Annotated in this window: 20 protein-coding genes and 1 tRNA gene; 11 read left to right on the forward strand and 10 right to left on the reverse strand. The window is 61.9% G+C overall.

Going from position 1 to position 21414, the window contains the following annotated elements:
- Positions 1–200: 200 nt before the first annotated feature.
- The 4 genes from pepN to art_RS05045 all read left to right on the forward strand — a co-directional run bounded on the left by pepN (position 201) and on the right by art_RS05045 (position 4748).
- Entirely contained in the window at positions 201–2750 is a 2550-nt protein-coding gene (gene pepN / locus art_RS05030) for an aminopeptidase N (RefSeq protein WP_038462888.1), read from the forward strand.
- Between the two features lie 59 nt (positions 2751–2809).
- Entirely contained in the window at positions 2810–3292 is a 483-nt protein-coding gene (locus art_RS05035) for an OsmC family protein (RefSeq protein WP_038462890.1), read from the forward strand.
- A gap of 124 nt (positions 3293–3416) precedes the next feature.
- Positions 3417–4121: a mechanosensitive ion channel family protein gene (locus art_RS05040; protein WP_253901481.1), complete on the forward strand. Its 705-nt coding sequence runs from the start codon at positions 3417–3419 to the stop codon at positions 4119–4121.
- A 42-nt stretch (positions 4122–4163) separates the two neighbouring features.
- Positions 4164–4748, forward strand: coding sequence for a globin (locus tag art_RS05045; RefSeq protein ID WP_082000113.1), 585 nt, complete (start codon positions 4164–4166; stop codon positions 4746–4748).
- 268 nt (positions 4749–5016) lie between these two features.
- On the opposite strand, the gene art_RS05050 is transcribed toward art_RS05045, so the two are convergent.
- Together art_RS05050 and art_RS05055 are read right to left on the reverse strand one after the other, a co-directional pair.
- Positions 5017–5685, reverse strand: a complete 669-nt coding sequence (locus tag art_RS05050; protein ID WP_052136017.1) for a hypothetical protein — start codon at positions 5683–5685, stop codon at positions 5017–5019.
- Positions 5685–6167 (reverse strand): thioesterase family protein, encoded by a 483-nt coding sequence (locus art_RS05055; protein ID WP_038462891.1) that lies wholly within the window; start codon positions 6165–6167, stop codon positions 5685–5687. Before art_RS05055 ends, art_RS05050 begins: the two co-directional genes overlap by 1 nt.
- Before the next feature lie 126 nt (positions 6168–6293).
- Between art_RS05055 and art_RS05060 the strand changes: the two genes are divergently transcribed.
- Positions 6294–7199, forward strand: coding sequence for an acyl-CoA thioesterase II (locus art_RS05060; protein WP_038462894.1), 906 nt, complete (start codon positions 6294–6296; stop codon positions 7197–7199).
- A 30-nt stretch (positions 7200–7229) separates the two neighbouring features.
- Here the strand turns inward: art_RS05060 and art_RS05065 are convergent, their stop codons facing one another.
- The 4 genes from art_RS05065 to art_RS20835 form a co-directional block, all read right to left on the reverse strand.
- The gene (locus tag art_RS05065) at positions 7230–9041 is read right to left on the reverse strand and encodes a BCCT family transporter (protein ID WP_052136018.1); all 1812 of its coding nucleotides are present in this window, start codon (positions 9039–9041) and stop codon (positions 7230–7232) included.
- Positions 9042–9104: 63 nt separating this feature from the next.
- Positions 9105–10787: an energy-dependent translational throttle protein EttA gene (gene ettA / locus art_RS05070; RefSeq protein WP_038462896.1), complete on the reverse strand. Its 1683-nt coding sequence runs from the start codon at positions 10785–10787 to the stop codon at positions 9105–9107.
- 82 nt (positions 10788–10869) lie between these two features.
- Complete coding sequence (locus art_RS22880) at positions 10870–11376, reverse strand: hypothetical protein (RefSeq protein WP_253901482.1); 507 nt, start codon at positions 11374–11376, stop codon at positions 10870–10872.
- A 53-nt stretch (positions 11377–11429) separates the two neighbouring features.
- Positions 11430–12074, reverse strand: a complete 645-nt coding sequence (locus art_RS20835) for a single-stranded DNA-binding protein (protein WP_052136019.1) — start codon at positions 12072–12074, stop codon at positions 11430–11432.
- 185 nt (positions 12075–12259) lie between these two features.
- On the opposite strand from art_RS20835, the gene art_RS05085 reads away from it, so the two are divergent.
- The 3 genes from art_RS05085 to art_RS05095 all read left to right on the forward strand — a co-directional run bounded on the left by art_RS05085 (position 12260) and on the right by art_RS05095 (position 14071).
- Positions 12260–12332: transfer RNA gene (locus art_RS05085), tRNA-Arg, on the forward strand.
- A 544-nt stretch (positions 12333–12876) separates the two neighbouring features.
- Positions 12877–13761 (forward strand): hypothetical protein, encoded by an 885-nt coding sequence (locus art_RS05090; RefSeq protein WP_038462899.1) that lies wholly within the window; start codon positions 12877–12879, stop codon positions 13759–13761.
- Between the two features lie 28 nt (positions 13762–13789).
- Entirely contained in the window at positions 13790–14071 is a 282-nt protein-coding gene (locus tag art_RS05095; protein WP_253901483.1) for a transcriptional regulator, read from the forward strand.
- A 592-nt stretch (positions 14072–14663) separates the two neighbouring features.
- Here art_RS05095 and art_RS05100 read toward each other — a convergent pair.
- From art_RS05100 to art_RS05115, 4 genes are all read right to left on the reverse strand, one after another.
- Positions 14664–15185, reverse strand: a complete 522-nt coding sequence (locus art_RS05100) for a hypothetical protein (RefSeq protein WP_157875151.1) — start codon at positions 15183–15185, stop codon at positions 14664–14666.
- Between the two features lie 1187 nt (positions 15186–16372).
- On the reverse strand, positions 16373–16774 hold the full coding sequence (locus tag art_RS05105; RefSeq protein ID WP_253901484.1) for a hypothetical protein: 402 nt from the start codon (positions 16772–16774) through the stop codon (positions 16373–16375).
- 71 nt (positions 16775–16845) lie between these two features.
- Positions 16846–17268, reverse strand: a complete 423-nt coding sequence (locus art_RS05110; protein WP_038462905.1) for an organic hydroperoxide resistance protein — start codon at positions 17266–17268, stop codon at positions 16846–16848.
- Complete coding sequence (locus tag art_RS05115; protein WP_253901485.1) at positions 17265–17759, reverse strand: MarR family winged helix-turn-helix transcriptional regulator; 495 nt, start codon at positions 17757–17759, stop codon at positions 17265–17267. The genes art_RS05110 and art_RS05115 overlap by 4 nt, the downstream gene beginning before the upstream one ends.
- A gap of 255 nt (positions 17760–18014) precedes the next feature.
- On the opposite strand from art_RS05115, the gene art_RS05120 reads away from it, so the two are divergent.
- The 3 genes from art_RS05120 to art_RS05130 all read left to right on the forward strand — a co-directional run bounded on the left by art_RS05120 (position 18015) and on the right by art_RS05130 (position 21100).
- On the forward strand, positions 18015–18920 hold the full coding sequence (locus art_RS05120) for a helix-turn-helix domain-containing protein (protein WP_038468815.1): 906 nt from the start codon (positions 18015–18017) through the stop codon (positions 18918–18920).
- A 140-nt stretch (positions 18921–19060) separates the two neighbouring features.
- Positions 19061–20101: an NAD(P)-dependent alcohol dehydrogenase gene (locus art_RS05125; RefSeq protein ID WP_038462907.1), complete on the forward strand. Its 1041-nt coding sequence runs from the start codon at positions 19061–19063 to the stop codon at positions 20099–20101.
- Between the two features lie 297 nt (positions 20102–20398).
- On the forward strand, positions 20399–21100 hold the full coding sequence (locus art_RS05130; protein ID WP_038462909.1) for a type 1 glutamine amidotransferase domain-containing protein: 702 nt from the start codon (positions 20399–20401) through the stop codon (positions 21098–21100).
- The last annotated feature ends 314 nt before the right edge of the window (positions 21101–21414 follow it).

Raw genomic sequence — 21414 nt, forward strand, 5'->3', positions numbered from 1 at the left:
CCGTCGGACGGGTCCGGACGGGTCCGGCGCATCGGCCGTATCGGAGGCAACGGGAGAGATCCGGGACACATCCTGGAAGAATTGGTGACAGAATCATTTCAACGGTTGCCGGACTACGCTCCGGCGGCTGCAGCCCGCGGCAAATCCTGCGGGCTGCCCAATACATCCGAACCCGAACGGAAGGCATCACCTTGCCTGGTATGAACCTCACCCGCGCCGAAGCCATTGAGCGCACAGCTTCCCTGACAGTCACCAGCTATGACGTCACTCTTGACCTGACCACCTCGGAGAGAACTTTCGCATCCACCACCGTGGTGAGCTTCAGCGCGAAGGAGGGTTCGTCGTCGTTCATTGATGCGGTGACGGACAAGGTGCACCAGGTGACCCTGAACGGGGTTGAGCTTGACCCGGCGGAGGTGTCCGACGGCGTCCGCATCCAGTTGCCGGACCTCGCCGCCCAGAATGTGCTCACCGTCAAGGCCGACGGCCTCTACATGAACACGGGCGAAGGGCTGCACCGCTTCGTGGACCCGGTGGACGGCGAGGTGTACCTGTACAGCCAGTTTGAGGTGCCGGATTCCCGCCGCATGTTTGCCGTGTTTGAGCAGCCGGACCAGAAGGCAACGTTCACCTTCCATGTGACGGCACCGGCGCACTGGGACGTCATTTCCAACGCCCCCACACCCGCCCCGGAAGCTGCGGGCGAGGGCAAGGCCGTGTGGCATTTTGAACCGACACTGACGATGTCCAGCTACATCACGGCGCTCATCGCGGGCCCGTACGAGTGCGTGCGCGGCGAGCTGACCAGCTCCAACGGGCGGATTGTGCCGCTGGGCGTGTTTGCCCGGAAATCTCTCATGGAGTTCCTCGACGCGGAGAACATTTTTGAGCTGACCCGCCAGGGCTTTGAGTTCTTTGAGCAGCAGTTCGGTGTGCCGTACCCGTTCCCGAAGTACGACCAGCTTTTCGTGCCCGAGTTCAACGCCGGCGCCATGGAAAATGCCGGCGCCGTGACGTTCCTGGAAAGCTACGTGTTCCGTTCCAAGGTCACCGACGCCATGGTGGAGCGCCGCGCCATCACCATCCTGCACGAGCTCGCCCACATGTGGTTCGGGGACCTCGTGACCATGCGCTGGTGGAACGACCTGTGGCTCAACGAGTCGTTCGCCGAGTTCATGTCCACGCTGGCCGCCGCCGAAAATACGAAGTATGTGGACTCCTGGACGACGTTCTCCTCCCTCGAGAAGTCATGGGCGTACCGTCAGGACCAGCTGCCCTCCACCCACCCCATCAAGGCCGAGATCAACGACCTCGAAGACGTGCTGGTCAACTTTGACGGCATCACCTACGCCAAGGGGGCCTCGGTTTTGCGCCAGCTCGTCGCCTGGGTGGGGCAGGAGGAGTTCATGGCCGGTGTGCGCGCCTACTTCAGCAAGCATGCCTGGTCCAACACCGAGCTGCCCGACCTGATGGTGGAGTTGGAGGCTGCCAGCGGCCGCGACCTGTCCGTTTGGACGGAAAAGTGGCTGGAGACGGCCGGGGTGAACACGTTCAAGCCCGCCATTGAGGTGACGGACGACGGCGTGATCACCTCATTCTCGATTCTCCAGTCCGCTGTGGCCGAGCACCCGACGCTGCGCCCGCACCGTGCGGCCGTGGGTTTCTACTCCCTCGCCGATTCCGGGGAGGATGCGGGCAAGTTGGTGCGTACGCACCGGGTGGAGCTCGATGTTGATGGCGCCGAGACTCCCGTGCCGGAGCTCGTGGGCATGGCGCGCCCTGCCCTGATCCTGCTCAATGACGACGATCTGGCCTACGCCAAGATCCGCCTCGACGCGCAGTCACTGGCCACGGCCAAGACGCATCTGAAGGACTTTAAGGATTCGCTGCCGCGCACCCTTGTTTCGGCCTCTGCCTGGGATGCCGCGCGCGACGGCGAAACCCCCGCCCGCGAATACGTTGACTTTGTGCTGGCCACGATTCGCTACGAAACTGACTCCACCGTCATCATGGTGCTGCTGCGCCAGCTGGCGACCGCCCTGCACTTCTATGTTGCCCCCGAGCGCCAGTTGGCCACGGCCGTCGCCGCCGCCGATTCCCTGTGGGAACTGGCCCAGGGCGCCGCGGCAGGTTCGGATGCGCAGCTGCAGTTCGTAAAGGCGTTCGCCGGGCACGCACAGTCTGCCACCCAGCTGGATTTGGTGCAGGCGCTGCTTGACGGCACGCGGGAACTGGACTCCCTGGCCCTGGACACCGACATGCGGTGGGAGTTCATCATCTCCCTGGCCGCCGGCGGCCGGGCCGATGAGACCGTCATCGACGCCGCATTGGCATTGGACAACACCCAGAACGGCCAGCTCGCGGCAGCCACCGCCCACGCGGCCATCCCCACGGCCGAGGGGAAGGCTGGGACGTGGGAGTCCGTCGTCGTCCGAGGGGATGGGGCCAACGCGGTCCAGCGCGCGGCAATCGACGGCTTCACGAAGGTGTGGGACACGGCGCTGCTGCAGCCCTACGTGGCCAAGTACTTCGGCGCGATCCGGGAGGTGTGGGAGACGAAGTCGTACGAGACGGCGTCGACGATCATCACCGGCCTGTACCCGGTGCAGCTGGTTTCCCAGGCCACTCTCGATGCCACGGATGCGTTCCTGGCGGAGCTCGGCACCGAGGTTCCGGCGTTGCGCCGCCTGCTCGTGGAAAGCCGCGACACCGTGGTGCGTGCGCTGCGCGCCCAGGCCGCGGACGTGTAGCCCGTTCCACGCCGTGGCGGGGGGATGCGTCCCCCCGCCACATCAATTACGGTGGGAGCATGGCCTTGAACCAGCATCACTATGAAGTCAGCGTCCATTGGACGGGCAACCGGGGAACCGGCACGTCCGCCTACAAAGCGTACGGGCGCGACCACAGCGTGACCGCTGAGGGCCTGCCCGTATTGCTCGGCTCGGCCGACAAGACCTTTCACGGCGACAGGGACCGGTGGAACCCGGAGCAGCTGCTGCTGACGGCCCTGGCGCAGTGCCACATGTTGTCGTACCTGCACGTGGCGGTGATGCACGGGGTGGTCGTGACGAAATATGAGGATACGGCCACCGGCACGCTGGTGCTGAACGCTGACGGCAGCGGCCAGTTTGAATCCGCCACCTTGCACCCCAAGGTCTACCTGGCCGACCCCGCCATGGCGGAAGTGGCGCTCTCCCTGCATGCCGAGGCCGCGTCCAAATGCTTCATCGCCCGCAGCGTCAACTTCCCCGTGCACCATGAACCGGGACTGCTCACGGCCACCGTGGACTAAAACCGTGGACCGGGGCAGGACTGGGCCGGGACTAAATGCGGGGCGGCTCCGCGTTAGGGTTGATGGAGACTCTTCCACAACCAGAACGGACACGGGTACATTTCGCGTGCAGGCAACAAACCTCTTGGCTGAACCCAATGACAGCATCCTCGACCACCTGGCCCTGGCCGGCATCACCGTGGCGGTCGGGCTGCTGGTGTGGCTGGTGCTGCACTACCTGATCCGCATCGTGGTCAAGCGGGCCATGGCCGACCGTGCCCCGCTGGAACTCCGGACACTGCGCTGGGCGGCCCCCGTCCTGCGCACCATCGATCCTGTGGCTCGCGCCCTCGACAATGAACGCCGCGTACAGCGGGCACGCACCATCGGCTCTCTGCTGAACTCGACCGTGACAATCATGGTGGCCGTGGTGACCGGCCTCTACGTCCTGATGGCGTTCCAGATCGACATTGCCCCCTTGCTGGCCAGCGTCGGCGTGCTCGGCATCGCGATCGGCTTCGGCTGCCAGCAGCTCATCCGCGACTTCCTCGCCGGTGTCTTCATCGCCATTGAAGACCAGTACGGCATTGGCGATGTCATCCAAACCAGCGAGGTCATCGGCACCGTCGAATACGTGGGCCTGCGCATCACCCGGGTCGTCGGCGAGGACGGCACACTCTGGTACCTGCGCAACGGCGAAATCCTGCGGCTGGGCAACCGCTCCAAGGGCAACTACCAGCCCCCCGCCGACGACACGCCGGCCGTCACCACCAGCACCCCGGCGGGCGCGCCCGCCCCGGCACCCGGACCGGTTCCGGCGTCGGACGCCCCCCACGAGACCACCGAATAAGCACACCACCGAACCGGCACTGCAGAAAGCAACGATCACACCATGAGTTCCGAATACACCCCCACCTCGGCCAACGGCCCCGCCGCGAACGATGCCGCTCAAAAGGGCGCCGAGGGCACACCGATCCCCTCACGCTTTGGCGAGCCGCTGGCCACGTTGCTGCCGATCCCGACACAGCTGGGCCGGCCGCTGCCGTCCACGTCCGGCCCGGCCGCGGCGGAAGAAGTGGACTACTCGGACACGTTTTACGGTCAGGTGGGCGGGCATGAGGTCTTTAAAAAGATCATCCACGTCTTCTACCAGGGCATTGCCGCCGATCCGCTGCTGCGCGCCATGTACGCGGAAGAGGACTTGGGCCCGGCCGAGCACCGCATGTTGATGTTCACGGAGCAGTATTGGGGCGGTCCGCGCACGTATCTGGAAGAGCGCGGCCACCCGCGCCTGCGCATGCGCCACGTGCCGTTCGCCGTGACGCCGGAGGCACGCGACCGCTGGCTCGCCGCCATGCGCCAGGGCATTGACGCCGCAGAGCTCTCCCCCATGCACGACGCAACCCTGTGGGACTACATGGAGCGTGCCGCGCATTCGCTGGTCAACGCACCGTCGGACCCGTCGCAGGCGCTGTAGGGTTCGACGAATTCCCGCCCCGCAATCGAGTTCTGACGTTAAAGATCGAGTTCTGACTGTCCAATAAGGTATGCGAGATAACAGATCGACTGCCCCTGGCGTCGAGATGCGTGGATATAGCGTGTATCTCCACGTGTGCATCTCCACGTGACAGTCAGAACTCTATTTCGCAGGTCAGGACTCGAAGCAGTCCACGGCCGCAACGGCCGGTGTGGGGCTGGCATTTCAGCCCCGGCGTCGTTGTGCCGGGGGCCGCCCCGGCTCTGCGCTACAGCAGCGACGCCGGCTTGACCAGGATGTGTCCTCGGCCGGTGCTCAGGCGCAGCCATTTGTGGGAGCTGTAAATCGAGGCACTCTCACCCGGAGTGAGGAACCCCAGCGCGTAGGCGGCGAAGGCCGCACCTCCGGGGAGCGCGGCGGGTGCGCCTTCCATGGGCCGGCCCCACACCGACGCGCGGATGTTATTGACCAGCAGGGCGCCCGGGTTCACGGGGATGATCTGGCCGATCTCTTGCACACCCACCTTGGCTACATCGATCAGCGCATCAGTGGTCAGCGTGCCCATTTCCGACCAGGCACCACGCGGGGCGGCGATGCCGGCCCAAGACTCGTGCACCGTCATGGGCGGCACAGGCAGGCGGTGCTCGCCCTCGCCCATGCGGGCCAGCCGGTCGGCCACCGAGGACAGTGACACTGTCACGTCAATGGTCGACGGCGTCCCCAGGGCCATGGTGCGCAGCCCCAGAATCGTGGGGGTCCCCTCCCCCAAAAGCTTGCCGCGCATGACGCACACATACGCCGCGAGCACGTGACCGGCCCCCTGAAGGCGGATGGCGCCGTCGTCCGCGGTACGGGCACGGCTCACAAAGGTGCGCAAATCGGCAACGGTGCCAGCATCCTCGAGAACCAGTTCGTCGGTGTGGGTTGCGGTGGGCATCAGCGTGCTCCTTCGGTGGAGGTGGCACGGGAGGGCCCGCGCCTGAATGGGACGGGCTCGCCGCGCCAGGCCTCAAGTGCCTCGCGTTGGGCCGTTGTGAGGCGGACCGGGCGGCCGGTGCTGCGTGAGACGAGCACCATGGATGTGGCGGCCTGGGCGTAAACCACCGTAGTGTCGGCCTCGGTGACGGTGTAGCCGAAGTCGAAGCTGGAGCCGCCGATACTAGTGACCCAAATGTTGACGAAGACGGGTGTTGGGCGGAAGCTGATGGGTGCCAGATACTCAATCTCATTGCGGCCGACCAGCGTGAACAGCTCGGTGCCCACGAGGTCCTGGAAAGTGCCGCCGCCGGGCAGTTCGGTGTAGGTCAGCTGAACGCGTGCATCCTCAAGATACTGCAGAAAAACCACGTTATTGACATGGTCGTACGAGTCAATGTCGCCAAAACGGATTTGCTGCATGATCTGAATTCCGGAAGCCATGCTTTCATCATGTCAAAGGCGCGGGTGCCCCACCAATCGTTGTCTGCAAGATCACAGTCAAAGCACCGTGTTCATGCCTGATTGCCCATTTGTCGCAACGCCCCGCTGACACATAGAGTCACGTTTATGAATGCAACGCCACCCAACACCGACCCCATGGAAACCCTCCTGCGCATCCTGGAGCTTTCCGATGCCGGCGGTGCCCAGACCGATGAAGACATTTTTGTGGGACTTGGTGATGCAAATGCCCCGCGGCCCAGGCTTTTTGGCGGCCAGGTGCTGGCGCAGTCGATCGTTGCCGCGGCCCGCACCGTGGACGAAGACCACCTTGTCCACTCCATGCACGGCTACTTCCTGCGCCCCGGCGATGCCGCCTCACCCTTGACGTTTGGCGTTCAGCGGCTGCGTGACGGGCGCTCCTTCTCCGCCCGCCGCACCCACGCCTATCAAGGCGCCGTGCCGATCCTGTCCATGATCGCCTCATTCCAACGCCCCGATTCGGGCATTGAGCACCAGGACACCATGCCTGAGGGCATTCCCGCCCCGGAGACACTCCCGACATCGGCCCAACTGTTGGGTGCGATCGACCATCCGGTGGCGAAGGCCTGGGCTTACGAGCGCCCCTTCGACATCCGCCACGTTGGCGCCAACATTTACTTTGATGTCAAGGGCGAGCATGTGGCCCACCAGGCCGTCTGGCTCAAGACGTTGGGGCCCATGCCCACGGACCAGAACCTACACCGGGCAGCGCTTGCCTACGCCAGCGACTACACGTTGCTGGAGCCGTCTCTGCGCCGTCACGGCATCAGCTGGTCGACGCCGGGCATCAGCGTCGCCAGCCTTGATCACGCCATGTGGTGGCACCGGCCCCTGCAGGTGGATGACTGGCTGCTCTATGTGGCGCAGTCCCCGAGCGCCTCCGAAGCGCGCGGGCTCAACCTTGGCCGGTTCTTCAACCGCGACGGTGTACTTGTCGCCACCGTTGCACAGGAAGGCATGATGCGCATTCCGGAAGGCACCGTCGCGGACTAGCGTTCTGCGGGCGCCAGTCCGCGGCCCTGGTTACGTTTCCGGTTCTGTGTCTGGTGCCTGCGCCGGTTCGGATGGCGCCTCCGCAGCTGAGACCGAGGGGCCATCCTGGCCGATGGCCGGTTCCGACACTGTGGCGGACACCTTGTCATGCGGGTGGTGCCCGAACGGATCGATGCGGTTGCGCCGCACTGCCGGGATCTGTCCGCGCAGGCGGGCCGTGAGCTGCCGCAGGCTCGTCAGCGGGGAAATCTCGTTCGGGCCGTCAACCTCCAGCCCATAGAAGTCCCCAATGTGGTCAACAAACGCCACACGTTTGGCCCTCTCGTATGCCCGGGACTCGCGGGAGAAGGCGAGGTAGGTGGACCAGCTGATCAGGATGAGCACGAGGCTGAAGGGTAAAGCAATGATGATCGCCGCGGTTTTTAGGGCCTCCAGGCCTCCGGACAGCAGTAATGCACTGGCCAGCAGTGACGTGGTCAGGGTGAAGAAGATGCGGATCCAGTTTTTGGGTTCCACGTCTCCGCCGCTGGCGATCATGCCCATGACCAGCGCGCCGGAATCGGCGGATGTCACGAAGAAGATCACGATCATGATAATCGCGCCGATGGTGAGAACGGCTCCGGCTGGAACTTGGGCCAATGTTGCAAAGAGCGCGCCGGCGGTGTCGACCGTTCCGTCCGGCCCCACCAGCCCGCCCTTCCCGGAAAGTTCGGAGTACAGTGCGGTGCCGCCCAGTACGCTGAACCACAGCAAAGTGACGGTGGTGGGCACGAGGATGACCCCGGCGACGAACTGGCGCACGGTGCGTCCCTTGGAAATACGGGCGATGAAGATGCCCACGAACGGGGCCCAGGAGATCCACCAGCCCCAGTAGAACGTGGTCCACGTTGACTGCCAGGCTTCACCCTCCGCACCGGCGAAGGCACTGACGTTGAACGCCATGCCCACAAAATCCTGCAGGTAGTTGCCGGTGGACTGGACAAAGTTGCGCAGCAGGAACTGGGTGGGGCCCACCACCAGCAGGAAGACCACGAAAATGCCGGCGATGATGAGGTTGGTGTTGGAGAGCCATTTCATGCCCTTGCCGACGCCGGAGAGCACCGAGAACAGCACGAAGCAGGTGATGACGGCAATGATGACCAAGTCGATGAACATCGAGGAGGTGATCAGCCCGGCATGCTCCAGTCCCGCGCTGATCTGCAGCACCCCGAGTCCCAGCGACGTGGCAACGCCGAAGATCGTGCCAACCAGGGCCACGACGTCAATGACGTTGCCAAGCCCGCCGCGCACCCGTTTCTGCCCAAGCAGGGGTTCCAGCGCCCAGCGGATTGACACCGGCCGGCCGCGCCGGTGGATGGCATAGGCCAGGGCCAGGCCGATCACCACGTAGATGGACCAGGCATGGACGCCCCAGTGCAGGAATGTCTGTGAGAGTGCGCTCTGGGCGATATCGGCTTGGCTGCCGGTGACGCCTGGCTTCGGTGAGGCGTAGTGACTTAGTGGTTCGCTGACCCCGTAGAACACCAGGCCGATGCCCATGCCCGCGGCGAACAGCAGGGAAAACCAGGAACCGAGAGAAAACTCGGGTTGGTCGTCGTCCTTGCCCAGCTTGATGTCGCCGAATCTACTAAATCCGACCCACAGGCTGAAGATCACCAGGGCGGTGGCCAAAAGCACGTAGTACCAGTTGAAGTAGCCGACAATTGCGTTCTGGATGCTGGAGAACAGGGATTCGGCAGTGTCCGGTGCAATCATGGCAAATGATGCGAAGACAATGACGATCGAGGCTGCTGGCCAGAAGACCCAGCGGTGGACCGGATGCTTAGTTTTAGTCGCTGACATTTTTCCAGCATAGGCGCAAAAATGGCCGGCCCCCATGAGGAACCGGCCATTTCTTGTGTACTTCTAGTCTCGCGTGAGGCGACGGTGCGTTACGCGGTGCGGACGTGCAGCGTCGGCGCCGAGACGCTCAACCTTGTTGTCCTCGTATGCATCGAAGTTGCCCTCGAACCAATGCCAGTTGGCCGGATTCTCGTTGGTGCCTTCGTAGGCGAGGATATGGGTGGCCACACGGTCAAGGAACCAGCGGTCGTGAGAGACCACGACGGCACAGCCGGGGAATTCCAGCAGCGCATTTTCAAGGCTGCTGAGGGTTTCCACGTCCAGGTCGTTAGTGGGCTCATCCAAAAGCAACAGGTTGCCACCCTGTTTGAGGGTCAGAGCGAGGTTCAGACGGTTGCGCTCACCACCGGAGAGCACACCTGCCTTCTTCTGCTGGTCTGGTCCTTTGAATCCAAAGGCTGCAACATAGGCACGTGAAGGCATTTCAACGTTGCCGACCTGGATGAAGTCCAGTCCGTCGGAGACAACTTCCCACAGGGTCTTGTCCGGGTCGATGCCGCCGCGGTCCTGGTCCGCATAGGAGATCTTGACCGACTCGCCAACCTTGAGCTTGCCGCCGTCGAGCTCTTCAAGTCCAACAATGGTCTTGAACAGCGTTGACTTGCCGACGCCGTTCGGGCCAATGACGCCGACGATGCCGTTGCGGGGCAGCGTGAAGGTTAGTCCGTCGATCAGGACGCGGTCGCCGAAGCCCTTCTTCAGGCTCTCGGCTTCAAGCACAATGCCACCCAGGCGCGGGCCCGGGGGAATCTGAATTTCTTCGAAGTCAAGCTTGCGAGTGCGATCGGCTTCGGCAGCCATTTCCTCGTAGCGACCCAACCGGGCCTTGGACTTGGTCTGGCGCCCCTTGGCATTGGAGCGGACCCACTCGAGTTCTTCGGTGAGGCGCTTTGCCTGCTTGGCGTCCTTTTTGCCCTGGACTTCAAGGCGGGCACGCTTCTTCTCCAGGTACGTGGAGTAGTTGCCCTCGTAGGGGTACAGGTGGCCTCGGTCAACTTCTGCAATCCACTCGGCAACGTGATCCAGGAAGTAACGGTCGTGCGTTACGGCCAAGACGGCGCCGGCGTAGTTCTTGAGGTGTTGTTCCAGCCAGTTCACGGACTCGGCGTCCAAGTGGTTGGTGGGCTCATCGAGGAGCAGCAGGTCGGGCTTCTGCAGAAGGAGCTTGCACAAGGCAACACGGCGGCGCTCACCACCGGAGAGGACAGTGACGTCGGAGTCTCCCGGCGGGCACTGAAGAGCATCCATGGCCTGCTCGAGCTGGGAATCAATGTCCCAGGCGTCCGCAGCATCGATTGCTTCCTGCAGCTTGCCCATCTCTTCAAGGAGAGTGTCAAAGTCAGCATCGGGGCTGGCCATTTCCTCGGAGATCTCGTTATAACGAGTGATCTTTGCGTAGATCTCGCCAACGCCTTCCTGGACATTGCCCAGAACTGTCTTTTCCTCGTTCAGCGGCGGCTCCTGGAGCAAGATGCCGACAGTGTAACCGGGGCTCAAGCGAGCCTCGCCGTTGGAAGGGATGTCCAAGCCAGCCATGATTTTCAAGATGGTGGACTTTCCGGAACCATTGGGTCCGACGACACCAATCTTGGCGCCCGGGTAGAAAGACATGCTTACGTTGTCAAGAATGAGTTTTTCGCCAACAGCCTTGCGGGCATTGGACATCGTATAAATAAATTCCGCCATACCACCAAGGTTAGTGGGTGCGGGCATATATCCCACATTTGCGACCGTCTATGTGAGCAAAGCGTCGACGGCGGCGCCGGTGTTAGTGGATGTCGCCTACGAAACAGCGGCCGCTGTTTAGCACTGGAAGCAGTGAAACAGCTACCTGGCCCTCGCGGACCTGGCCCACAACGCATTCCCCGTCAACCACGTCGGCAGCCTCGATGGCGTCCACGGCCAGCCCTGTCGGAGTGATGTCAACAGAGATTTCAAGAGTGTCGTTATTGGCCCCTGCTTCAACCATGGCCGCCCGTATTTGATCGCGATTGGGCGATTTGGTGGTTGTGGCAAGGCTGCCGAGCGAGGCGGCGAGTTTCGTCGAGAATTCCTGTGCCGGAGTTTTGGGGGCCTCAGGCTGCGCGTTTTCCCCTGGTGCCGGTGCAGCCGGGGAGGTCGACGGGGCTGGGCTCGACCCCTCGTTTCCGAATGGCAGCAGTGAACATCCACTCAGAGCCACGGAACCAGCCACCAGCAGCACAACGACCCTGGTACGGAATTTCGTCGACGCCGGCATGGGCTGGCGGCGGAATGTCATATGATCCAAGTTCACCCCGCCATTCTGCCATGTTCACCGGCCGTATTCGTGACGGGTATTGGGCCCGGCTAGAACGGAGACCCGACTGATGTGATTTCACCCGTCTGTGAGTCGGCGTGCTCGCCTTCCTCCAGCCCACCATTGTCTTCAGTGCCTTCAGAGCTGTCTTCAGAGACAGAGCTTTCCCTGGCCGCAGTCTGGCCGTCATCGGCCATGTCGTCATCGTCCTCGCCTTCCGGATCTGCGGGCTCGCTGCCTGCGGCGGGGCGACCCTCAGCCCCCACCAGCGAGAGCCCTCCCCCATAGGAGGCTCCGGCGTCGTTCTGGGAATTGTCCTGACCGACGGTGCGCAAACCGCCACCCCGGTGGTACGTGGCCGTGCCGAACTGGAGGTCCGGACCAATGCTGTCGGCGTCGATTTCCACACCGGTTCCGGGAGTGCCGTCCTTGCGCAGGAACGAGACTACTTTGAGTTTGCCAATGACCAAGACACGGTCGCCCTTGCCAATGCTGAGCATGGTGTTCGTGGCGAGAGACCTGAACATGTTGACCCGGAACCAGCTCGTCGGGCCGTCGACCCACTGATTCGTAATGGAATCTAGCTTGCGGATGGCGGAACCCATCCGAAAGTTGCCGACGATCAGGCCGTTGTCCAGGGTGTGGGATTCAACGCTGGAACTGAGAAAGCCCCTGAGGGTGATCTGATTTGCCATTGCACTGCCTTTCGATGGGCCGCAGTTGCGGCGGTGTTTCCTTGGTCTCCAGCAAACTCCCCTACAACAGCACTGACTAGGGTGCAATGACCAAATGTGGACATGTCGGCACCTGGCCCCACCTGTGGAGGAAGAGATCCCGCGATAAACCTGATAATTTAGATGCGGCCCTTGATTGGGCCAACGCCTCGGTAGCTCAGCGGATAGAGCAGGAGCCTTCTAATCTCTTGGCCGCCGGTTCGAGTCCGGCCCGGGGCACAAAATGTCGCTCTGACCTGCGGTTTTACTGTTTCTGACGTGCGCACTGGGGCGCCAAATCACGTTCTACTCACGTTTTTGATCGAAAAGTTGATCACGTTTTTGGCTTGTTCGGGTCCAATTAAGCCTCCGTTTATCGTCCCGTTTTTCAACCGGTGGGCGTAAAATCCGCGTGATTCCGGAGATTCTCCTGACCAACCTTGCTTTGGCCGGCGGCTGCAAAGTTTTGGCCCTCCGTTCACCGTACTCGCGGCACTGACGACCGCCAGTGAGCAGGAATCCTGCCCACAAAACAGCAAGAAGAACGCGTGCGGAAGCGTTAACCCTCCACCCCACGCAATTCGGCAATTATTCCTCGCACCAACGGCCCAACGAACCACATCGACATGCCGCACCAGTCCGACTTTCTTCCGGTCAGCCAAAATCCCAACTTTCACAGTCCCGTAAGGGGAACCTTTACCGGGACAAGGACAATACCTAGAACGCATGTCCCTTAGCGAAGCAACTGCCCCTGCTGGCCTCACCTGAACGAACGGTAGCTTTCATGTTCCATGACGACTATACTTTCCATATGGAAAACGAACAGGCTTACCCTTCTCAGGACAGTGCTGCAAGACAACTGCGGAACTACGAAGCCCTGCGCAGCAGGACCAGTCTTCAGGGCCCGTCACGCGCGTTCGCACTGTTCACACTCTGGAGTGCGATCATCGTGGCCGTCTATGTAGCCGTGTTCTTGTTCTCCTTCGGTGGTCGGACCGTCAACGAGGTGGTGAGTGCGGGCGGCTACTCCAGCAGCGGAATCCTTGTCTTCCCCGTGCTGCTCTTTAGTTCGCTGGTGAGAGGCGCACGGGAGCGATTCGGCATCCGGACGAAACCGGCGCCAGGGCATTGGATCGCCTATGGGCTGATCATCGTCGGATTCATGACGCTCGCCGGACTCAGTATTGCCGGAGTGAACTATCCCTGGGGTCTAAATTTGCTCGTGGTGGTGGCAATATTTGTCACGATGGCGACCGGTCCGATTCGGCAGCTCCGCCGTTCGCCGGCGTCCGACTCCGACCGTTGGGGGAATGAGCCTCTGGATCGACTTGCGCGGCTGTCTACGACATTGATCGGTGTCGCCGCAGGACTGCTCGCGGCGACAATCACCCAGGCGTGGTTTCCACTCGTGTCGGCCGTGGTCATGATGTCGCTCGTTGTCGTGCTGATCGGTTGGCAGGCACGGTGGGGGCTTCCCCGGACGGGCTACGAGTGGGGACCAATCCATTGGATGGCGTTCGGAATCGTGGTCAGTGTGCTGTTCCTGCTGTCCGTGCTACTTTCGCATACAAGCTGGATTACAACCCCGAATAGTGTGTCCGTAGGCATCCTCGTCTTCCTCGTTATGCTCATCGCATCCTTCCTGCCCACCCGGGCGCGACACAGATAGGTCGGTCATGGCTCACCCACGACACGGATTGGACGACGCCTTTCAGACACCGATCCGGTTCTCCCTGATGGCCGCGCTGGGACACCGTACTGAAGTTGATTTCCGTACCCTGCGAGATGTCCTCGAAGCCAATGACTCCGTGCTGAGCAAGGCCATCAGCCACTTGGAGAAGGTCGGTTACGTGAAAGTCACCAAGGGCTATGTCGGCAACCGTCCGCGAACTTGGGTCGAGTCGACAATGAAAGGACATCGCGCATACCAGAATCACCTGCTCTCACTTCGTGCGATCAGCGAAGGCTATCTCGACTAGACCACACCTGTGTCTTCGAAGATTCGGGCTAGTGAATTTTCGTCCCGCAAGCCGGTCCCTCAGTGAGACAACCGCCTGCTGACCTGCCCTTTTGATATTGCCGCTCGATGGGTGTCCCGTATACCCCGCCCGAGATTAAGCCCGGTGATGGGAGGGTATACGGGACACATCTCAACTTCGATTTCAGGGGAGTGGGTGGCGGTGCGAACTGGTCCCGATCTACAGTGTTCTGCTATCGTCACCGTCTCGAGAAAGTCATTCCTTCGTGTCCGAGGTGATGTTTCTGTTCTCGCAGAAGGCAGCCCCGAACCTCAACGAACATGCGCTTCTTATGCTCCTCCACGGCAATCTGGCCAAAGGGGTGCTTCGCCAACATCTCTTCGGTAGATGTTGCCATCCTGTGCCTCCCTCCACATCTTCAATCAGCGTTGACTCCGTCGCTGCCCAAGAGCATCTACCAATAAATTCAAGTTCCACGAGGTCCTGACATGTCCGCGACAGGCCAGACCATCTTGCTTGTTGTCGTTGACGCACATGACCGGGCTGAAAACCGGAGGTGGTGGACGTTCATTCAGCCACGGTGGCTCTGCCGTCAAGGTTTCGGACGTGCCTTCAGGGTGGCGCCGATTTTCTCCACGGATGCGAACCAGGAGAGTAGGTCCTGGTCGATAGCGCCGATGACTGTCCTCATGTTGGCCAGCTGTGCAGCGATGCTGCTATTGATGAGTGGTTCTAAATGCGCCACCCTGTTTCTTAGGCGGTAGACACCGTCGACCGCCCGTTCAAGCTCGTGGACCGGTCGCCGAAGATGCGGGAAGGCATAGTGCAGTGCTTCATCCCAGAGCAGTTGCTTGCCCAGGTCCTTGCGTCCTGGGAGAAGGAATCGCCAGGTCCCCATGGACAAAGCGGCAAGAATGTCCGCGTGCAACGGATCACGCTGATCCTTGGGCCGGGCCCTGGTTGAATGACCGGCGCGATTCTTCGCTTCTGGCAGGTCCCGGCCAACGACGCGCTCCAGCAAGATGGAAGGATCCAGGAGCCAATCGCTGGAATGCGACTCCCGCGTAGTCGGGTCAACCTGACCGGCATTCCAAAGGCATAATTGCTCGTCCATAGCGTTACGCAAGACGACCTCAAAAATGTGCAGAGCCTCGTATACAGCCCCAGAAAGTTCAACGTTCCACCGATAGAGCCGCACAGCACCCTGCAGGCTCCCGGCCGTGTCGAGGTACGGCGCCAACCTCGGCGGACTCAGCCGCCGCAGCAGGACCGCCTCAACACTTATTTGTTCGCGCCTGTTCACAGTAGTAAACTGTAGTTGAAGACAGGGGCAGGTTCCCTGTTATGGATTACTGAGGGTCCCGTAGCCAGGAGCTGCGGGGCCCTCAGCTTTTAACACCTGTCACCAATGATCCCGGCGATCTCGTCGCCCACTCTCCCCTTGGCAATCCCCCGCGGGTATTCCGCGACCTACTAACTGTTCGCAATTTGGCTTTCAGAATTGATCCCAATTTGGGCTGACAGGGTTGGCCTGTTGGAGGCAAACGGTCCCCAAATCATGGCAAATGACGCTCTACTCCGCCGACAAGAAGTCACCAAAAAGCATCTTAAACGCCGATCTTGGCCGTACATCGGGCGGGACCGAAACCACGCCCTGAACAACGCGAATCAGTGACACACGACGGCTGTCCTTTCACAACTGGTGACATACCGTCCACCGTGTCGATGAACCTGCGAACAGCCATCAAACTGCAGCTCCGGCACTTTGCTGCAGGTGCTCGTCACGTTTTACTCACGTTCTTCAACGACAACCCGCAACAATTATTGGCATGCCAAAGGGGCCCCGTCGCGCCAGATTCACCCGGGAACACGGGGTTTTTGACCGTCAACGGAGTCTGTTGGCATGAGAGTCCTGAGTTTCTCTTGGTCGTGGGTTCAATTCCCGCCCGGGGCACAAAAAAGCACCTCTGACCTGCGTCAGGCGGGGTGACCGCCGTCGTTCTTCCGACCTAGCAACGGCAGTCATGTGGTTCCAGCGCTTTTCAACGTGGAAAGGGGAACGCCCACGTTGCCCATCTGCGCTACGCGCATTCCACCGGGAGCCACCTCACGTCGGTCTTTTTAGACGATATGGCACCGCACTATTCCCCTGACGCCCTCCGGACGCAGCTTTCCGTTGCCCTCCGCGGGCCGGGGAGGGCCGGGCCGGGCACGATTCATGCCCATCAATGGCATAGTGATTCGACGTCTCTCTGGAAGCTGCTGTCATTGGAAAGGCGTTTTCGATGCAAGTGGGAGGCTCTACGCCTTGGGGACGCTACGTGTTGACCACAGCGCCAAAACAAACAAAACAGGTTGGAAGAGACGGCGGATGGCACGCTTCCGGTTTGTGTCGAGCCCAAAGGCCGGCGTCTTGGTGACGAACTGGTTGATGTTGCCGGGAAAGATCAAGGCGAAGAACAACGCCGTGGCCCGCCCCACTCGAGCTTTATGCTGGGTTGCGGTCAGAAGAGCAGCATCAAGTGCAATCTCGATCCCGCAGGCGGCTTGAACAACGGTGTCTTTCGACGTGGGCAGCCACTCCGGAACTTGCTCCTGGAAATCTTTCCGATGCTTGCCGAGATGGCCGGTCCCTGCCCTTATCAGGAAGCCGCAGAGTACCAGCCGGCCGACGGTCCGGGTCATGGTGGTGAGGCTGCGCATGTCGCTCCTTGCTTGGGGCGGCATGGAAGCTTTGGGCGGCCTGGAAAGGAAGCCTGTTCCAACTGACGGGATCAGTCGTCAGTGACGTTGACGATGACGTCGATATTGCCGCGGGTGGCATTGGAATATGGGCAAACCAGGTGAGCTGCATCTGCCAAGGCCTGCGCCTGGTCGTGCTCCATCCCGGGGATAACCACCTCGAGGGTGACAGCGAGAACAAAGCCACCATTGCCATTGGGCAGGAGGTGCACGCGACTGCCCACGGACGTGTCTGAGATGGCTACTTTCTGGTTGCGCGCAACCAACTGCAGTGCGGAGTGGAAGCAGGCGGCGTAACCTGCTGCGAATAGTTCTTCCGGGTTCGCACCATTCCCCGATCCACCCATTTCCTTGGGCATCGCCAGTCCGAGGTCGACCGTGCCCGAGGTGGTGGCGACGCGACCATTCCGGCCAGCTCCGGTGGAGAGTGCCTCTGCGGTGTAAAGGGGTGTCATTCGTTGTGCCTTTCCTGAAAGTGGACTCCCTGCGCAGTTGCGCTGGAGAGGTTGAAAGCTACGTCATGAAGCAAAGAGAGCGCCGATTTCCCATCAGCCACGGTGAGCTGGGTTGCCGCTGCAACGCATCCTGGAATGTGGGCCAGCTCTTCCTTCAAGGCCGCGCCGGCTTCGGTCAAGGAGACGATCACAGCGCGCTCATCGTCCATGGAACGCTGCCGTTCGAGGAAACCCCTGGCCTCCAATCGTCGGATCAGCGGTGAGGTGGTGCCAGAATCCAGCTTCAAGTGCCCGGCGACGTCTTTGACGGCCAAGGATCGCCGTGACCATAACAAAACCAAAACCAAATACTGCGGATACGTCAATCCCCATGGCTTCAGAAGGGCAACGTAACGGCGGTTTGTTGCCCGCGCCGCGGCATACAGGGCAAAACAAACCATCTGGTCCAGAGGATCAGAATCTTCCTCAGTGAAACTTTGGCTGGCATCCATAGTTGAAGCATTGCACACAAGTAATTTGTGCACAAGCTAAATTGGCGGGCTGCACCCAAACAAGCTGACGGGGCGCCGGAGACAGAGCTTCCATCCGCTTCAACACCCGGGCTGGCGGCAGTTCCCCGACCGCACCCCGGCTTTCGGTGTGCGGACACCCGGGGTTTCCGGGGACCCCCTTGCTGGCTATGGTGTCGCTCACAGGCACTCTCAGGGCCTCCCACGGACCCGGGCGGCGGGCGTAACGTGGTTGTCATGAACAACCGCAGCGAGATCCGTGAGTTCCTTGCCTCCCGGCGGGCCAAGCTCACGCCGGCCCAGGTGGGGCTGCCCACTTTTGGCGGCATTCGCCGAGTGCCCGGGCTCCGCCGTGAAGAGGTGTCCCTGTTGGCCGGGGTGAGCGTTGAGTACTACACCCGCATGGAACGCGGCAGCCTGGCAGGAGCCTCGGATTCCGTCCTGGAGTCCATCTCCCGCGCCCTGCGGCTCACCGAGGCCGAACACCAGCACCTGTTCAACCTGGCCCGGGCTGCAGGCCCGGCGCCCCGGACACGGCGTCAGCCCGCCAAGGCAATCGACGCGAGCATCCAGTACATCCTGGACGGCATGACGGGGATCCCGGCCTTCGTGCAGAACGGGCATCTGGACGTTGTCGCAGCCAATGAACTGGGGCGCGCCCTCTACTCGGAGGCATACCAGGACCAGGCACAGCAGCTCAACTACGCGCGGTTCGTCTTCTTCAACCCGCGCTCACATTCCCTGTACACAGACTGGAACCTGGCCGCAGACACCGTAGTGGCCATGCTCCACGCAGAAGCCGGACGCGACCCCTATGATCGGTGCCTGACCGATTTAGTGGGGGAACTGTCCACCCGAAGCGAGGAATTCCGCCAGCGCTGGGCCCAGCACGACGTTCGCCACCACCGCAGTGGAGTCAAGACCATCCGCCACCCGGCCGTGGGCGATCTCGAACTGCATTTCAACGCCTTGGAGCTGAGTGCCACCCCCGGCCTGACGATGTTCGCCTACAGCGCCGAGCCGGGATCCTCCTCAGAAGACGGCCTGCGACTGCTCTCCAGCTGGGCTGCCACCAACAAGGCCACCCAACCAGACCCCGACATCGAGGGGCACCGCACCACCTGGAATGCACTGCGCCGCTGACCCCTAGATCCAGGGCTGCTGCCCCTGCACCGGCAGAGGGCTTGCCAGGGACGACGGCGTGCCGTTGCCTTCGCGTTCAGCCTCACCCATTCCCCCATCCCCAAAAAATCTTTCCTTCACATCAACAACAGGAGTAAATAATGTCTACAGTCAAGGCTTACGCCGCGCCCTCGGCCACCGGCGAGCTCATTCCCACCACCATCTGGCGCCGGGACGTCGGCCCGCACGACGTGTTGATCGACATCAAGTTTGCCGGCATCTGCCACTCCGACATCCACACTGTCCGCGGCGACTGGGGCCCTCAGCAGTACCCGTTGGCCCCGGGCCACGAGATCGCTGGGATCGTCAGCGAGGTCGGCTCGGACGTCACCTTGCATAAAGTCGGCGACCGAGTCGGGGTTGGCTGCATGGTCAACTCCTGCGGCGAATGCGCCAACTGCCAGGCTGGCGAGGAACAGTATTGCCTCAACGGCAACACCGGCACCTACGGCGCCATGGACCGCGACGGCACCATCACCCAGGGCGGCTACTCAAGCCACGTCGTGGTAACAGAAAACTTCGTGGTGAGCATCCCGGACGCCCTGGAGCTGGACGTCGCCGCCCCGCTGCTGTGCGCCGGCATCACCACGTTCTCACCCCTGCGCCACTGGGGTGCCGGGCCTGGAAAGAACGTCGCCGTCGTGGGCCTGGGCGGGCTCGGCCACATGGCCGTGAAGATCGCCCACGCCATGGGAGCCACTGTCACCGTGCTCTCCCAGTCGCTGAAGAAGCAGGAAGACGGCCTCCGTTTGGGCGCGGACCATTACTATGCCACCAGTGATGAGAACACGTTCTCGGATCTCGCCGGCAGCTTCGACCTGATCATCAACACCGTCAGCGCCGTCATCGACATCAACGCCTTCCTCCAGCTGCTCAAGCTCGACGGCGCACTGGTCAGCGTGGGTGCCCCTGCCGAGCCTCTGCCCGTGCAGGCGTTCTCCTTGATCGGGGCACGGCGCACCTTCGCCGGCTCCGCGATCGGCGGCATCAAGGAAACGCAGGAAATGCTCAATTTTTGCGCCGAGCACGGCATCGGCTCCGAGATCGAGGTCATCCCGGCCAGCAAGATCAACGAGGCCTACGAACGAGTCCTGGCCTCCGACGTCCGCTACCGCTTCGTCATAGACACAGCCACGCTCTAAGGCACGATGAACGGGGCAGGGGCCACACGAGACATGCACTCGTCCCCGCCCGGTTGTTTCGGCAGGCTGCGCCGGAATTCGGCCCCAAGAACGGTATCGGATTCATTCCCCAAGCCTGCATTTCAGCCGCCGGGGCGCTCTGGACAACGCCAGCTGCGAGGAGCTCGCGGTTGCCGGCCAACCCCTCCCAGCGCATCACCCAAAGGTTCCCGGTATTCACGTACCGCGGAGTGCTTCCACCAAACAATTACCCCAACACAGCAGACCGTCGGAAGCGACGGCTGACAGGAGAACACGATGGCAAAGATCCTCATGGTCGTTTCGGCCGCCGATTCACTTACTATGCGTGACGGTAGTGTGCATCCCACCGGCTACTGGGCTGAAGAGTTGGTGGCCTCCCACCACACCCTGCGTGACGCCGGACATACTGTGGACTTCGCAACTCCGGGCGGGGTGAAGCCCACCGTGGACCAGGTCAGCCTGACTGCCGAGGCGGCCGGCAGCCTTGAAAAAGCGGACGATTTCCGCGCCTATATAGCAGCCATCGATGCCGAACTCTCCCACCCACTGGTGTTGGCCGACGTCCGTACCGCCGATTACGAAGCCTTCGTCATGCCAGGCGGCCACGGCCCCATGGCGGATCTCGCCACGGATGCGGACCTGGGCAAGATCCTGATCGAAGCAGACCAGGCCGGTCGCATCATTGCACCGTTCTGCCACGCTCCCGCCGGCCTGCTCAGCGCCACCGATGACAACGGCACATTCCTTTTCACCGGCCGCCGCCTCACGGTCTTTACGGACGAGGAGGACTTGACCGGCGGCACCGGCCCCAACACACCCTGGTTCGTGGAAACGGTCTTACGGGATAAGGGAGCCATCGTGGAATCCGGGCCAGCATGGAACAGCCACGTGGTCCGCGACCGCAACCTCATTACCGGCCAGAACCCCCAGTCCAGCGAGGACGTGGCTAAGGAAGTCATCGCAGCGCTGGCTGAGTAGTCCAGCTTCCCGGGACTCACACCATAGGCAACTAACTTCTCCACCCAAGGACTGATCAAGCCGGCTCAGCGGCAACGAGGGAGCTCATTGATCGATGGTGGCAACCATCCGTCGTCTGGATGCACTTCCCACGGATGCTTGCTACACACGGCGTGGCTGCATGACAACAAGAGGGCCTCTGGGTGAAGTGGTGCTTGCGAGAGCTGTCACCAACGCCCGGGGGGCTTCTTGATGCCAGCCGCTGATGCCATTCAGGCTCCGAAGCGCGGCTCAACGACGGCCTGGCGCGTGGTGGCGGAGGGCCGGACGCCGTG

The organism is Arthrobacter sp. PAMC 25486, from assembly GCF_000785535.1.
Classification (GTDB): Bacteria; Actinomycetota; Actinomycetes; order Actinomycetales; family Micrococcaceae; genus Specibacter.